General features: G+C 51.1%; 13 protein-coding genes. 11 read left to right on the forward strand and 2 right to left on the reverse strand.

The genetic code is table 11. The features are described 5' to 3' along the window. Window positions 1–69 precede the first annotated feature (69 nt). A complete protein-coding gene (gene dauA, locus FEK42_RS05480; protein ID WP_130205665.1) occupies window positions 70–1,749 on the forward strand; it encodes a C4-dicarboxylic acid transporter DauA in 1,680 nt (559 codons plus the stop codon). Between the two features lie 59 nt (window positions 1,750–1,808). Here the strand turns inward: dauA and ychH are convergent, their stop codons facing one another. Then, window positions 1,809–2,087 (reverse strand): stress-induced protein YchH, encoded by a 279-nt coding sequence (gene ychH, locus FEK42_RS05485; RefSeq protein WP_064528711.1) that lies wholly within the window; start codon window positions 2,085–2,087, stop codon window positions 1,809–1,811. 277 nt (window positions 2,088–2,364) lie between these two features. On the opposite strand from ychH, the gene pth reads away from it, so the two are divergent. The 3 genes from pth to FEK42_RS05500 all read left to right on the forward strand — a co-directional run bounded on the left by pth (window position 2,365) and on the right by FEK42_RS05500 (window position 4,523). Next, the gene (gene pth / locus FEK42_RS05490) at window positions 2,365–2,949 is read left to right on the forward strand and encodes an aminoacyl-tRNA hydrolase (RefSeq protein ID WP_000152933.1); all 585 of its coding nucleotides are present in this window, start codon (window positions 2,365–2,367) and stop codon (window positions 2,947–2,949) included. Window positions 2,950–3,065: 116 nt separating this feature from the next. Then, window positions 3,066–4,157 (forward strand): redox-regulated ATPase YchF, encoded by a 1,092-nt coding sequence (gene ychF / locus FEK42_RS05495; protein ID WP_135409858.1) that lies wholly within the window; start codon window positions 3,066–3,068, stop codon window positions 4,155–4,157. Window positions 4,158–4,346: 189 nt separating this feature from the next. Next, window positions 4,347–4,523: a hypothetical protein gene (locus tag FEK42_RS05500; RefSeq protein ID WP_165383448.1), complete on the forward strand. Its 177-nt coding sequence runs from the start codon at window positions 4,347–4,349 to the stop codon at window positions 4,521–4,523. 37 nt (window positions 4,524–4,560) lie between these two features. Here the strand turns inward: FEK42_RS05500 and dhaR are convergent, their stop codons facing one another. Continuing rightward, window positions 4,561–6,480 carry a dihydroxyacetone kinase operon transcriptional regulator DhaR gene (gene dhaR, locus FEK42_RS05505; RefSeq protein ID WP_130205661.1) on the reverse strand — a complete coding sequence of 640 codons (1,920 nt, stop codon included), beginning with the start codon at window positions 6,478–6,480 and terminating at the stop codon, window positions 4,561–4,563. Window positions 6,481–6,707: 227 nt separating this feature from the next. Here dhaR and dhaK point away from each other — a divergent pair, with 227 nt between their 5' ends. The 7 genes from dhaK to FEK42_RS05540 all read left to right on the forward strand — a co-directional run bounded on the left by dhaK (window position 6,708) and on the right by FEK42_RS05540 (window position 14,764). Then, on the forward strand, window positions 6,708–7,778 hold the full coding sequence (gene dhaK / locus FEK42_RS05510) for a dihydroxyacetone kinase subunit DhaK (protein ID WP_130215987.1): 1,071 nt from the start codon (window positions 6,708–6,710) through the stop codon (window positions 7,776–7,778). Window positions 7,779–7,788: 10 nt separating this feature from the next. Further along, the gene (gene dhaL / locus FEK42_RS05515; protein WP_130205657.1) at window positions 7,789–8,421 is read left to right on the forward strand and encodes a dihydroxyacetone kinase subunit DhaL; all 633 of its coding nucleotides are present in this window, start codon (window positions 7,789–7,791) and stop codon (window positions 8,419–8,421) included. A 10-nt stretch (window positions 8,422–8,431) separates the two neighbouring features. Beyond that, window positions 8,432–9,850: a dihydroxyacetone kinase phosphoryl donor subunit DhaM gene (gene dhaM / locus FEK42_RS05520; RefSeq protein ID WP_135492349.1), complete on the forward strand. Its 1,419-nt coding sequence runs from the start codon at window positions 8,432–8,434 to the stop codon at window positions 9,848–9,850. Window positions 9,851–9,971: 121 nt separating this feature from the next. Further along, window positions 9,972–11,669 (forward strand): alpha,alpha-trehalase, encoded by a 1,698-nt coding sequence (locus FEK42_RS05525; protein ID WP_130205653.1) that lies wholly within the window; start codon window positions 9,972–9,974, stop codon window positions 11,667–11,669. A gap of 337 nt (window positions 11,670–12,006) precedes the next feature. Then, complete coding sequence (locus FEK42_RS05530; RefSeq protein WP_138211762.1) at window positions 12,007–13,029, forward strand: iron ABC transporter substrate-binding protein; 1,023 nt, start codon at window positions 12,007–12,009, stop codon at window positions 13,027–13,029. Beyond that, complete coding sequence (locus FEK42_RS05535; RefSeq protein WP_135492347.1) at window positions 13,029–14,009, forward strand: iron ABC transporter permease; 981 nt, start codon at window positions 13,029–13,031, stop codon at window positions 14,007–14,009. The genes FEK42_RS05530 and FEK42_RS05535 overlap by 1 nt, the downstream gene beginning before the upstream one ends. Further along, window positions 14,006–14,764 carry an ABC transporter ATP-binding protein gene (locus tag FEK42_RS05540; protein ID WP_130215977.1) on the forward strand — a complete coding sequence of 253 codons (759 nt, stop codon included), beginning with the start codon at window positions 14,006–14,008 and terminating at the stop codon, window positions 14,762–14,764. The genes FEK42_RS05535 and FEK42_RS05540 overlap by 4 nt, the downstream gene beginning before the upstream one ends. Window positions 14,765–14,767 lie beyond the last annotated feature (3 nt).

Below are 14,767 nucleotides of genomic sequence, written 5' to 3' on the forward strand. Positions count from 1 at the left end.
TGTATGACCTATGCCTCCTTCACCTGCCATTTAGTTGACAGATGATGCGCTCACGGATGAAACATTATTGTGAACAAAATATTTTCCTCACATGTGATGCCTTTCCGCGCTCTGATCGACGCTTGCTGGAAAGAAAAATACACTGCCGCACGGTTTACCCGTGACCTGATTGCCGGGATAACCGTTGGGATTATTGCTATTCCTCTGGCGATGGCGTTGGCAATTGGCAGTGGTGTGGCTCCTCAATACGGTTTATATACCGCTGCCGTTGCGGGGATTGTCATAGCTCTGACGGGTGGGTCGCGCTTTAGCGTTTCCGGTCCGACTGCAGCATTTGTAGTAATTCTCTATCCCGTTTCGCAACAGTTTGGACTGGCAGGCCTGCTGGTTGCGACGTTGTTGTCGGGGATCTTTTTGATCCTGATGGGTCTGGCGCGCTTTGGTCGTCTGATTGAATATATTCCGGTTTCCGTCACCTTAGGTTTTACCTCGGGTATCGGGATCACCATCGGTACCATGCAGATTAAAGATTTTCTCGGTCTGCAAATGGCTCATGTCCCGGAACATTATCTACAAAAAGTCGGCGCATTATTTATGGCGCTGCCGACCATTAATGTGGGTGATGCTGCTATTGGTATCGTGACGCTTGGCATTCTGATTTTCTGGCCACGTTTGGGTATTCGTTTACCTGGTCACCTTCCGGCCTTGCTGGCTGGTTGCGCGGTGATGGGGATTGTTAACCTGCTTGGCGGACATGTTGCTACCATCGGGTCGCAATTCCACTACGTTCTGGCCGATGGTTCTCAGGGTAACGGTATTCCGCAACTGCTGCCGCAACTGGTGCTGCCGTGGGATCTGCCTAATTCAGAATTCACACTAACCTGGGATTCTATTCGCACTCTGCTGCCTGCGGCATTCTCAATGGCAATGCTCGGGGCAATCGAATCTCTGCTCTGCGCCGTCGTACTGGATGGTATGACCGGGACTAAGCACAAGGCGAATAGTGAACTGGTCGGTCAGGGGCTGGGGAATATCATCGCTCCATTCTTTGGTGGTATTACCGCTACTGCTGCCATCGCACGTTCTGCCGCTAACGTCCGTGCTGGGGCAACTTCCCCTATCTCGGCGGTGATCCACTCTATTCTGGTTATTCTCGCCCTGCTGGTACTGGCACCACTGCTCTCCTGGCTGCCGCTTTCCGCCATGGCAGCCCTGCTGTTGATGGTGGCGTGGAACATGAGTGAAGCGCACAAAGTGGTCGACTTGCTGCGTCATGCGCCGAAAGATGACATCATCGTCATGCTGCTGTGTATGTCACTGACCGTGCTGTTTGATATGGTTATTGCCATCAGCGTGGGGATTGTTCTGGCATCGTTGCTGTTTATGCGCCGTATCGCCCGTATGACTCGTCTGGCGCCGGTGGCAGTAGACGTTCCTGATGATGTGCTGGTCTTGCGTGTTATTGGCCCGCTGTTTTTCGCGGCGGCTGAAGGTCTGTTCACCGACCTGGAATCACGTCTGGAAGGAAAACGGATTGTTATTCTGAAGTGGGATGCCGTTCCGGTGCTTGATGCCGGTGGTCTTGATGCGTTCCAGCGTTTTGTGAAGCGCCTGCCTGAAGGGTGTGAACTGCGCGTGTGTAACGTGGAATTCCAGCCTCTGCGTACAATGGCCCGATCCGGTATTCAACCGATTCCGGGACGTCTGGCGTTCTTCCCGAATCGCAGCGCAGCGATGGCTGATCTGTAAGAAAGGCATTAAATTGACCAGTCAGCGCAAACTGACTGGTCAGCAAACTACTTTAGTTGTTAGCTATGACGGCGATTATCGCTACGGCGGCAACGTTTGTCATAGTGGCGAACCCACCAGTAACGGTCGCACACCTGTTCATGCCCGCCAACACGGGCTCCCGCCAGCCAGAGAATGGCACCGACGAAAATACTCAGCACTGCACCGTGTGCGAAATACTGGGGCATATCAAACTGTGGTAATTGGTTGAGGATTGAATACCCCACGCCGACCACCATCACCACCAGACCCAACCCCATAAGCACGTTACCGAGTAACGAAGCGTTTTTGCGTTTCATGTGTCACCTCCGGAACTTTCTGGGTTGTAACAGGGAATACCCCTCTTCCTTATGTGTAAAGTATAGACAACACCCTGTGGCTTATGTGCGGGCGTGATCACAATTACAACCCTTATTTCAACAAAACTTTACAAATAACCGTCTGAACACCTTGACTTTCTAATAGTCGATACTGGCAATTATTATGTTATCTGCGTTTAACACGCTGTTTTTTGTCAAGCGGGGCCGCAACCAGTAAACTACGCGCCAGTTATGTACTCACTCAGGACAAAAAAACGTGACGATTAAATTGATTGTCGGCCTGGCGAACCCCGGCGCTGAATACGCCGCAACGCGACATAATGCTGGCGCCTGGTTCGTTGACTTACTGGCGGAGCGTTTACGCGCTCCCCTGCGCGAAGAGGCTAAATTCTTTGGTTATACCTCGCGAGTTACCCTCGGAGGCGAAGATGTCCGCCTGTTAGTCCCGACTACATTTATGAATCTCAGCGGCAAAGCCGTCGCCGCGATGGCCAGTTTTTTCCGCATTAATCCGGACGAAATTCTGGTCGCTCACGACGAACTGGATCTGCCTCCGGGCGTCGCCAAATTTAAATTGGGCGGTGGCCACGGTGGTCACAATGGACTGAAAGACATCATCAGTAAATTGGGTAATAACCCTAACTTTCACCGTTTACGCATCGGAATCGGTCATCCGGGCGATAAAAACAAAGTTGTCGGGTTTGTGTTAGGCAAACCACCTGTTAGTGAACAGAAGTTAATTGATGAAGCCATCGACGAAGCGGCGCGTTGTACTGAAATGTGGTTTACAGATGGTTTGACCAAAGCAACGAACCGATTGCACGCCTTTAAAGCGCAATAAGTCGTTGTCTGCGGCATTTTTGCCGAGTGCCGTGTATAATAGGCAAAGTTATTTCCATTTCTGCAATCTGTTTGTGATAACAGGTTGATTATTAAGATATTAAGGTGATTTAAATCATGGGATTCAAATGCGGTATCGTCGGTTTGCCCAACGTCGGGAAATCTACCCTGTTCAACGCGCTGACCAAAGCCGGTATTGAAGCGGCCAACTTTCCATTCTGTACCATCGAGCCGAACACGGGCGTCGTACCAATGCCTGACCCTCGCCTGGATCAACTGGCTGAAATCGTAAAACCGCAGCGTACGCTTCCCACGACCATGGAATTTGTCGATATCGCCGGTCTGGTAAAAGGCGCGTCGAAAGGTGAAGGTCTGGGTAACCAGTTCCTGACCAACATTCGTGAAACCGAAGCGATCGGCCACGTTGTTCGCTGCTTTGAGAATGACAATATCATTCACGTTTCCGGCAAAGTTAACCCGGCGGACGATATTGACGTTATCAACACCGAACTGGCGCTGGCGGATCTCGACACCTGCGAACGTGCGATTCACCGCGTACAGAAGAAAGCCAAAGGTGGCGATAAAGACGCGAAAGCCGAGCTGGCGGTACTGGAAAAATGCCTGCCACAGCTGGAAAACGCAGGCATGCTGCGCGCGCTGGATTTAAGCGCTGAAGAGAAAGCGGCGATTCGTTACCTGAGCTTCCTGACGCTGAAACCAACGATGTACATCGCCAACGTCAACGAAGACGGTTTTGAAAACAACCCGTATCTTGACCAGGTGCGTGAAATCGCGGCGAAAGAAGGCTCTGTTGTGGTTCCGGTTTGTGCTGCTGTTGAAGCTGACATTGCCGAACTGGACGACGAAGAACGTGACGAGTTTATGCAGGAACTGGGGCTGGAAGAACCGGGCCTGAACCGTGTGATCCGTGCCGGTTATAAACTGCTGAACCTGCAAACTTACTTCACCGCTGGGGTGAAAGAAGTGCGCGCATGGACCATTCCAGTTGGTGCAACTGCACCACAGGCTGCTGGCAAAATCCACACCGATTTTGAAAAAGGCTTTATCCGCGCACAAACCATCTCGTTTGAAGATTTCATCACTTACAAAGGTGAACAAGGTGCGAAAGAAGCGGGCAAAATGCGTGCAGAAGGTAAAGACTACATCGTTAAAGATGGCGATGTGATGAACTTCCTGTTCAACGTCTAATTCCGCGTAACATCCTGGCGGTTAATAACGAGCCATTATGTGAGTCGCACATAATGGCTTTTTTACGCCTGCTACGCTGCTTCTTTCAATTCTGAGTTACCGAACCCCATAATCAGACTCCTGGCAATATTAACAATGCGGCTTTTATGTGATAACAATCACAGTGCATTAACCGTTCAAGAGTTTGTCATGAAAAAAACATTTACCTTCAGTCTGTTAGCAATTGTCTTTGCGAGCCTGTTAAGTGCTTGTGTTCCTCACCATCATCACCGCCACAACGATGGCCCGCGTGGTCCTGCGGCTTCCGGTAAGCCAATGCCACCTTCAAATGGTGGGCCAAATCATGGCAGTCATGGTCGCTATTAATTAGCAAGTCATACGCGGGAGAGTGCCTACTTTCCCGCTATCCACGGCGCTTAAACTGACTCGCATCAATGCCGTATTGCTTCATTTTTCGCCACAGCGTAGTGCGACCAATCCCGAGTAAAACTGACATTTCCTGAATACGTCCGCCAGTAACCTGGGCCGCGTTAATAATCGCTTCTTTTTCAACTTCCGCGAATGACAGACTGGTAGAAAGGCGTGTAGCGCTGGCATCATCTGTCGCCTGTTCAGTAAACAGGTGTTCCGGCAAATCACTGACACGAATGCGTCCGTTTTCGCTACTCAGCGCAAGATTCTCGATGACGCTGTAAAGTTCAAAATCATTGCCGGGCCATGCGCAAGAAACCAGGCGAGTAAGCGCATCGTCATCAATTTTCAGACGCGTAGAGAAGCGTTTTTCAAGACTGCGTAATTTGTTATTCACCAGCGCCGGAATACTGTCGCGCCGCATCCGCAAAGGAGGGATGGTAATTTCAAATGCATGAAGCGCGTAATAAAGCTGGCGACTAAAGCGATTTTGCTCCACCAGCATCGCCAGGTCCGCTGTTGTAGTGGCAATCACTTTGACATCAATGGGTATTAAACGCCGCGCATCCAGTCTTGTGATGACGCCTTGTTTGATGACCTGGAGCAACGCAGACTGTAACTCTGCCGCCAGATATTCAATCTTTTCAAGGAACAACGTGCCGCCATGTGCCAGTTCCAACCGACTCAGACGACCATTTTCATTCTCCGTTCGATCGCCACCAATAAATTCTTCCGCCAGCGCCGCATCGCCATATAACTCGCAATTAACCGCGATATAGGGACCCGCCGCACGCTCGCTTTCATTGTGAATGGCCTGGCTTAACAGTGCTTTGCCAACGCCTTCTTCTCCACAGAGTAGCACCGGGAAACTGCTGCGCGCCGCCTGGCGGCCAAAATGGATCAACCGGCGGGTTTGCGGATCGTCCTGTGGCATATGAGCAAAGGTATGGCTGACTTTTCCTAATTGACTGGTCATCAACTGCCGCATCTGTTCTACCGGATGGAGCAACAGAATAAAGCTGGTCCCTTGCGTTTCAATTATCGGTTTAAGGGTAATGACCGCATCAATAAACTGGTGCTGACTTTCAAAAGTCGCTTCCACATGTTTGAGGGGATGAGCTTGCTTTATTGCCTGTTGCAATACGGTTGGTAGCGTTAATAGCTCAGTGATCGCCCTTCCCTGACTTGCCGTCGCGTCCAGACACAAAACACGCGCCGCCTGGGCATTGATAAATTGCAAATTACCCTGCTCGTCCCAGCTAATCACGCCATCGTCCATACTTTCTAGCAAGGCGTTAAGCTGATTTAAATGCCGGTTTGTTTCAGCCAGTAAACTGTCTGTCAGCAGTAAATTTCCTACCTCGCGCGCAATTGCCAGCGTCAACGGCAAATCGGCTGCGGTGGTTTGCTCAACCGGACACGCCAGCGCTATCGTTCCCGTTAATCGGCCCTTGCTGTCAAACAGTGGCGTTGCACAAAATGCCCAATCCCATAGCGCCTGCTTGAAATGTTGATCGGCCATCGTTTTCACTGCCTGACCGGAGATAGCCGCTAACGATAGCGCACAAGTACCAATAATTCCCTCTGCGCAATACGTGCCGTCATTGAATCCCAGGACACTAAGCTGGTGCAACGTTTGTGGATCGCCATAACGACTAAGGATGCAGGCGGTTTCATCAAGGATGAACAGTCCGCACGCCCGCGATTCCATATATTCCCAGGCATCTTCCAGTGCCGCTTGCCCGAGAGCCAGCATCGCTTCCTTACGCCGATAGATAGAAGCAAATGTCACGCCCCGAGCCTGATGCGGTACGCTCCATGACTCCCGTTTCATCAGCTTGCGGCATCGCTCCCAGGATGCTGCTATCAAGGGAGATACGCTCTGTTGCTGGTTGTTAAAACCGTCATTCATATTTGCTGCCCTTATGACAAAAAGGTGTTCCGCATCGCAAATTTACTTATCCAGGTTCGGCATTGTTCCGTTATGGAACATTTATTAAAGCATATGTTTCATTATGAAACATAATTTGGGTTAATTTTCTTTTCCCCTCCCTGATGCACAATGGATTTACCGGCAGTCAGTGGTCGCCGTGTCGTTGAACATCATCCATGCCCTACCCTAATTGCTGGAGCAAAATAATGAAAAAATTGATCAATGATGTGCAAGACGTACTGAACGAACAACTGGCGGGACTGGCGAAAGCGTATCCTTCGCTGGCACTGCATCAGGATCCGGTGTATGTCACCCGAGCCGATGCGCCAATTGCAGGGAAAGTGGCGTTATTGTCAGGCGGCGGCAGCGGACACGAACCCATGCACTGTGGTTATATTGGCCAGGGTATGCTCTCGGGGGCGTGTCCGGGCGAAATATTCACCTCACCGACGCCCGATAAAATTTTTGAATGTGCCATGCAAATCGATGGTGGCGAAGGTGTACTGCTGATTATCAAAAATTATACCGGCGATATTCTTAACTTCGAGACAGCGACCGAATTACTGCACGATAGTGGCGTAAAAGTGACCACCGTGGTCATTGATGACGACGTTGCAGTAAAAGACAGTCTTTATACCGCCGGGCGGCGCGGCGTTGCCAATACAGTATTAATTGAAAAAATTGTTGGCGCAGCGGCAGAACGCGGTGACTCGCTGGAGGCTTGTGCACAACTGGGGCGTAAGTTGAACAATCAGGGCCACTCTATTGGTATCGCCCTCGGTGCCTGTACCGTCCCTGCTGCAGGCAAACCTTCTTTTACGCTGGCAGATAATGAAATGGAATTTGGTGTCGGCATTCATGGTGAGCCGGGTATTGACCGCCGCCCCTTCTCCTCTCTTGATCAAACTGTCGATGAAATGTTCGACACGCTGCTGGAAAATGGCACATACCACCGCACGCTGCGCTTCTGGGATTATCGACAAGGTAGCTGGCAGGAAGAGACGCAAACTAAACAACCGCTTCAGTCTGGCGATCGAGTGATTGCGCTGGTCAACAATCTTGGCGCGACACCGCTTTCTGAACTGTATGGCGTCTATAACCGCCTGACCACGCGTTGCCAGCAAGCTGGCTTGACTATCGAGCGCAATTTAATCGGCGCGTACTGCACCTCACTGGACATGACCGGTTTTTCCATCACCTTACTGAAAGTTGATGACGAAACGCTGGCGTTATGGGACGCCCCGGTCCACACCCCGGCGCTTAACTGGGGTAAATAAGGAGATAACCATGTCACTGAGCAGAACTCAAATTGTTACCTGGCTCACTCGCTGTGGAGAAATTTTCAGCAAAGAGAGCGATTATCTTACCGGGCTGGATCGTGAAATCGGCGACGCTGACCACGGGCTGAATATGAATCGTGGCTTTAGCAAAGTGGTGGAAAAACTCCCTGCCATCGCGGATAAAGACATCGGTTTCATTCTCAAGAATACCGGCATGACGTTGCTTTCCAGCGTCGGCGGTGCCAGCGGCCCACTGTTCGGTACGTTCTTTATCCGTGCGGCACAGGCCACTCAGGCACGTCAAAGCCTGACGTTGATAGAGCTTTATCAGATGTTCCGTGATGGCGCAGACGGCGTAATCAGCCGGGGGAAAGCAGAACCAGGCGATAAAACCATGTGCGATGTCTGGGGGCCGGTGGTTGAGTCGTTACGCCAGTCCAGTGAGCAAAACCTTTCTGTTCCGGCGGCGCTCGAAGCCGCCAGTAGCGTCGCGGAATCCGCCGCACAAAGCACGATTACGATGCAAGCCCGCAAAGGCCGCGCCAGTTATCTCGGTGAACGCAGTATTGGTCACCAGGATCCTGGTGCAACCTCCGTGATGTTTATGATGCAAATGTTGGCGTTAGCCGCAAAAGAGTAAGGAATTGGTGATGGTAAACCTGGTCATAGTTTCACATAGCGCCCGACTGGGAGAAGGTGTCGGTGAATTAGCTCGCCAGATGTTAATGGGCGATAGTTGTAAAATCGCCATTGCCGCAGGAATTGACGATCCGCAGAATCCCATCGGTACAGATGCCGTCAAAGTGATGGAAGCCATCGAATCCGTTGCCGATGCCGACCATGTGTTGGTCATGATGGATATGGGTAGTGCGTTATTGAGTGCAGAAACCGCACTGGAATTGCTGGCGCCAGAGATCGCCGCGAGAGTACGTTTGTGCGCTGCACCGTTGGTCGAAGGAACGTTAGCAGCCGCCGTCAGCGCAGCCTCGGGAGCGGATATCGACAAAGTCATCCATGACGCCATGCATGCGCTGGAAGCCAAACGAGAACAACTGGGTTTACCATCATCCGCTACTGAAATCTCCGACATATGCCCCTCGCACGATGAAGAAGCCTGTTCTCTGGCAGTGGTGATTAAAAACCGTAACGGACTCCACGTCCGTCCAGCCTCCCGACTGGTCTATACCTTATCGACATTTAATGCAGACATGTTGTTGGAGAAAAACGGTAAGTGCGTAACACCGGAGAGTATTAACCAGATTGCGCTGTTACAAGTCCGCTGTAACGATACGCTGCGCCTGATTGCAAAAGGGCCAGAGGCTGAAGAGGCGTTAGCCGCTTTTCGCCAGTTGGCTGAAGATAACTTTGGTGAAATGGAAGAGATAGCACCGCCAACTCTGCGTCCAGTTCCGCCTGTCACAGGCAAAGCCTTTTATTATCAACCTGTTTTATGCACAGTACAGGCGAAATCATCACTGAGCGTGGAAGAAGAACAGGAACGGTTACGCCAGGCAATTGACTTCACGTTGTTAGATCTGATGACGTTAACGGCAAAGGCAGAAGCAAGCGGGCTCGACGATATCGCAGCAATTTTTTCCGGCCACCATACACTATTAGACGATCCTGAACTGCGGGTAGCGGCAAGCGAACTCCTTCAGCATGAACATTGCACGGCGGAGTATGCCTGGCAGCAGGTTCTTAAAGAACTTAGCCAGCAATACCAGCAGATTGATGATGAATATTTGCAGGCTCGCTATATTGATGTGGACGATCTTCTGCATCGCACCCTGCTCCACCTGACACAGACAAAAGAAGAACTCCCTCAGTTTAGCGCGCCGACCATTTTACTGGCGGAGAACATTTATCCCTCCACGGTACTTCAACTGGATCCGACAGTCGTTAAGGGCATCTGCCTTAGTGCCGGAAGTCCGGTATCCCACAGCGCTCTAATTGCCCGTGAACTGGGTATTGGCTGGATTTGTCAGCAGGGAGAGAAGCTGTATTCGATTCAACCTGAAGAGACGCTAACGCTGGATGTAAAAGCACAATGCTTCAGGCATCAGAGTTAAATTAGATTTGTCTGTCAGTTCGCAGAAAAAGATTTCAATCATGCTCTTACGGCGATCCTGAACTAAGGTTTTCTGATACTTGAATACCGTTTTGTTCGGTATCGCCAAAGGAGAATGATTGATGAAACCACTTGTCCCTCGTCGCTCGCAGAAAGTGGCGTTAATACCTGCTGCCGTATTATTGTGTGCCACCGCGCTATCTGCACAGGCAGAAGAAACACCGGTGACGCCACAATCGCCTGATATTTTGTTAGGCCCTCTGTTTAACGATGTGCAAAACGCCAAACTTTTTCCTGATCAAAAAACTTTTGCCGATGCCATTCCTAACAGCGATCCATTAATGATCCTCGCAGACTACCGGATGCAGCAGAATCAGAGCGGGTTCGATCTGCGCCATTTCGTTAACGTCAATTTCACTCTGCCGAAAGAGGGAGAAAAATATGTGCCTCCAAAGGGGCAGTCACTGCGCGAACACATTGACGGACTTTGGCCGGTGTTAACCCGTTCTACCGAAAGTACCGAACAATGGGATTCTCTGTTGCCGTTGCCGAAACCCTATGTCGTGCCGGGAGGTCGTTTTCGCGAAGTGTATTACTGGGACAGTTACTTTACCATGCTGGGGCTTGCCGAAAGCGGTCACTGGGATAAAGTGGCTGACATGGTGGCAAACTTTGGTCATGAAATAGATACTTATGGGCATATTCCAAACGGTAACCGCAGCTATTATTTGAGCCGATCGCAGCCGCCCTTTTTTGCCTTGATGGTAGAGTTACTCGCGCAACATGAAGGTGACGACGCGTTGAAACAATATCTGCCGCAACTGCAAAAAGAGTACGCGTACTGGATGGACGGTATTGAAAACCTGCAGGCCGGGCAACAGGAAAAACGCGTTGTTAAACTCAAGGATGGCACTATTCTTAACCGCTATTGGGATGACCACGATACGCCACGCCCGGAGTCGTGGGTAGAAGATATTGCCACCGCCAAAAGTAATCCGAACCGCCCTGCCACTGAAATTTACCGCGATCTGCGTTCTGCCGCCGCGTCTGGCTGGGATTTCAGTTCACGCTGGATGGACAACCCGCAGCAGTTAAATACGTTACGCACCACCAGCATCGTACCGGTCGATCTCAATAGTCTGATGTATAAGATGGAGAAAATTCTCTCCCGCGCCAGTAAAGTCGCCGGGGATAACGCGATGGCCAGCCAATATGAAACGCTCGCCGATGCCCGTCAGAAAGGGATCGAAAAATACCTGTGGAACGATCAACATGGCTGGTATGCCGACTACGATCTGAAGAGCGATAAAGTACGCAATCAGTTAACTGCCGCCGCCCTGTTCCCGCTTTATGTCAATGCAGCGGCAAAAGATCGCGCGACCAAAATGGCTGCTGCCACTAAAACACATCTGTTGCAACCAGGCGGACTGAACACCACATCGGTTAAAAGTGGACAGCAATGGGATGCGCCAAATGGCTGGGCTCCCCTGCAATGGGTCGCGACAGAAGGGTTGCAAAACTACGGGCAGAACGAGGTGGCGATGGACATTAGCTGGCACTTCCTGACCAATGTTCAGCACACTTATGACCGGGAGAAGAAGCTGGTCGAGAAATATGATGTCAGTACCACCGGAACAGGTGGCGGCGGTGGCGAATACCCGTTGCAGGATGGCTTTGGCTGGACCAATGGCGTCACGCTGAAAATGCTCGATTTGATCTGCCCGAAAGAACAGCCGTGTGACAACGTTCCGGCAACGCGTCCGACCGGTAAATCAACCACACAGCCGGTTAAACAAAAAGAGGCGGAACCTACGTCTTAACTTTACTGTATATCGGGCAATGCCATTGCGCGCATAAAATTGGCATTGCTCTTTTTTTCCACGAAAAACCAAACATCGATTATTATACGATCTATGTCTTAATTTTCTTATATCAGAGAAGATATTAATTTTACATTATCAATTTATTAATCATTACTCTTCTATTTATATTTTTCCGCCACTCACGCATTCTCCCTGACAATTTTCTTGTTGAACAAAGCGTTGTTTAGCAAATAAGCAGATCATTCTGTTTCTTTAGACAAATCTTGACATCAAACATGATCTTTACCGATATATATGTAAATATATAGCGGTTTTAATTGTCAGGATATTACTTATGTCACTAACCAGACGGATGTTTACGCAGGCTCTTGCGTCTACCTTGTTCCTGCATCATCTGCCGTCCTTTGCACAATCAGTTAAATTCTGGGCCTCATTGACGCTTCCTGAAGCCAAAAAAATTACGCGTATTGTCAGTGCCGGTGCGCCTGCCGATCTGCTTTTGCTGGCTGTCGCGCCAGAAAAACTGGTCGGTTTTTCTTCTTTTGACTTTGCTCGCGAGGCGGCAATTCCATTAACTCCGGCAATACGTCATTTACCTAAACTTGGACGACTCGCCGGACGCGCCAGTTCGCTTTCAATGGAAGGGCTTATGGCATTGCAGCCCGATTTGGTCGTTGATTGCGGCAATACGGATGAAACCTGGCTCTCCCAGGCACGGCAGGTTAGCGAACAGACACAAATCCCCTGGTTATTGCTTAACGGAAAACTGGAGCAATCGGCAGAACAGTTAACAACGCTGGGCAAAACATTAGGCGAAGAGCACCGCACCGCAGAACAAGCCAATCTCGCCAGCCGCTTCGTTGGTGAAGCTCAGGCATTCGCCACCTCACCCGCCGCTAACCTCCGCTTTTATGCTGCGCGCGGTCCCCGAGGGCTGGAAACGGGCTTACAGGGTTCGTTGCATACCGAGGCGGCGGAATTATTAGGTTTGCACAACGTCGCGCAAATAGCCGATCGCCATGGCCTGGCACAGGTTTCCATGGAAAATCTACTGCGCTGGCAGCCGGATATTATTCTGGTTCAGGATGCTGTGACTGCAAACTTTATCCGTAACGATCCTCTCTGGCAGGGCGTAAAAGCCGTTGCGGAACATCGCATCCTGTTTTTGAGTGGCTTGCCTTTCGGCTGGCTGGATGCCCCGCCGGGAATCAACCGTCTTCTGGGATTGCGCAGACTCCACGCCTGGCTGGATCCCGCAGTCAACAGCCAGTTTAAAAACGATATGCAACGTTACGCTCAACTGTTCTGGCATTGCCCATTAAGTGACGCCGGCTATCAAAAAATGGTGGCGAGCTAATGAGAACCGCGAACGGATGTATTCTGCTGCTGGCAGCTATCAGTATCACTTTTGCCGCCGTAAATGGGGCTTATCATCTCGATATGCAGCAACTGCTGGCGCTAATTCTTCGTCAAGAAGATGTTCCTGTGCAGGAACAAATTGTCTTCTGGCAAATCCGCGTGCCGCGCATTCTGGCGGCGTTGTTACTGGGCGCTGCGCTGGCAGGCGCCGGAACCACCTATCAGGGGATGTTTCGTAATCCCTTAGTTTCACCGGATATTTTAGGCGTCTCCGCCGGTGCCGGACTTGGTGCCTGCGCTGCAATCCTGTGGGGATTATCGATAGCTTACATCCAACTCTATGCATTTTGCGGCGGTCTGCTGGTGGTCGCAGGCGTCTGGCTGATTACATGTCGGGTGACTCGTCACGATCCGGTGCTCACGCTGGTGCTGGTCGGCATTGCGTTAGGAACGCTGTGTGGAGCGGGGATATCGCTAATTAAAACGCTGGCCGATCCCTATACCCAGTTGCCCTCGATTACCTTCTGGCTACTCGGTGGCCTGTCTACGGTAACCTTACGCGACCTTTACTACGCGGCACCGCTCATTCTGGCTGGCACCGTTCCTCTGCTATTCCTCCGCTGGCGCATGAATTTACTCACGCTTTCTGATGACGAAGCCTGTTCGCTGGGGCTGAATGTTGCGCGTCTGCGATTAGGATTGATTGTCTGCGCCACACTAATCACCGCCAGCACGGTAGCAATAGCGGGCATTATTGGTTGGGTTGGTCTGGTCGTTCCGCACATTGCCCGCTTGTTGACCGGTCATAACCATCAGCAACAGTTGCCCATGGCAATGTGTACTGGCGCGATTCTGCTCCTGCTTACCGATACGCTGGCGCGCAGCATTGGGACAACAGAAATCCCGCTCGGCATTCTGACCGCTTTTGTTGGCGCACCGTTTTTCCTGCTTTTGTTGTTACGCGGAGGTCGCCAGTGACTTTGCTTGCCGTCCGTCATGCGTCTCTGGGTTACTCCCGCCATCCGGTGCTAAGTGACGTTTCCTTCGCCCTGTCGCAAGGAACAATTTGTTGTCTGCTTGGCGCCAATGGTTGCGGCAAAACCACACTCATGCGCTCCATTCTTGGCGTTATTCCGTTATTAAAGGGCGAGATCTTACTGGATAGCATCCCTGTTCAGACACTTAGCCATCGCCAGCGCGCGCAAGCAATTGCCTGGGTACCGCAGGCGCACGACGGTATTTTTGCTTTCAGTGTGCTGGATATGGTGTTGATGGGCCTGGCCCCCACCATGGGCGCTTTTTCCGTTCCCGGTAAGCAAGAACGCCTGAAAGCAACGGAACAACTGGAAAAGCTGGGTATTTTGCATCTGGCGACAAGACGCTGGAATACCCTTAGCGGTGGTGAACGCCAGCTGGCTTTAATCGCCCGTGCACTCGTCCAACAACCGCGCTTGTTGTTACTGGATGAGCCCGCCTCCAGCCTCGATTTCGGTCATCAGATCCAACTTCTGGACACGCTGGCGCAGCTAAAAAATAACGGCATGACAATGTTAATGTCGACTCACCATCCGCTCCATGCCAACGCCATTGCCGACAGCATTATCCAGGTAGAGCCAGATGGACGAGTAACACAAGGCTTACCGACCGAACAGTTAACAACGAACAAACTGGCGGCCCTGTATCGGGTTTCTGCCGACCAAATTCATCATCACCTCTCTGCAATTAGCCGCTAAGGA

It is taken from the genome of Escherichia sp. E2748 (assembly GCF_005781125.1).
GTDB lineage: Bacteria > Pseudomonadota > Gammaproteobacteria > Enterobacterales > Enterobacteriaceae > Escherichia.

Bases quoted from the DNA above. Each gene is read 5' to 3' on its own strand.
- ychH (WP_064528711.1), bottom strand. From the start codon at position 2,087: ATGAAACGCAAAAACGCTTCGTTACTCGGTAACGTGCTTATGGGGTTG.
- ychF (WP_135409858.1), top strand. From the start codon at position 3,066: ATGGGATTCAAATGCGGTATCGTCGGTTTGCCCAACGTCGGGAAATCT.
- FEK42_RS05500 (WP_165383448.1), top strand. From the start codon at position 4,347: ATGAAAAAAACATTTACCTTCAGTCTGTTAGCAATTGTCTTTGCGAGC.
- dhaR (WP_130205661.1), bottom strand. From the start codon at position 6,480: ATGAATGACGGTTTTAACAACCAGCAACAGAGCGTATCTCCCTTGATA.
- dhaK (WP_130215987.1), top strand. From the start codon at position 6,708: ATGAAAAAATTGATCAATGATGTGCAAGACGTACTGAACGAACAACTG.
- dhaL (WP_130205657.1), top strand. From the start codon at position 7,789: ATGTCACTGAGCAGAACTCAAATTGTTACCTGGCTCACTCGCTGTGGA.
- dhaM (WP_135492349.1), top strand. From the start codon at position 8,432: ATGGTAAACCTGGTCATAGTTTCACATAGCGCCCGACTGGGAGAAGGT.
- FEK42_RS05525 (WP_130205653.1), top strand. From the start codon at position 9,972: ATGAAACCACTTGTCCCTCGTCGCTCGCAGAAAGTGGCGTTAATACCT.
- FEK42_RS05530 (WP_138211762.1), top strand. From the start codon at position 12,007: ATGTCACTAACCAGACGGATGTTTACGCAGGCTCTTGCGTCTACCTTG.
- FEK42_RS05535 (WP_135492347.1), top strand. From the start codon at position 13,029: ATGAGAACCGCGAACGGATGTATTCTGCTGCTGGCAGCTATCAGTATC.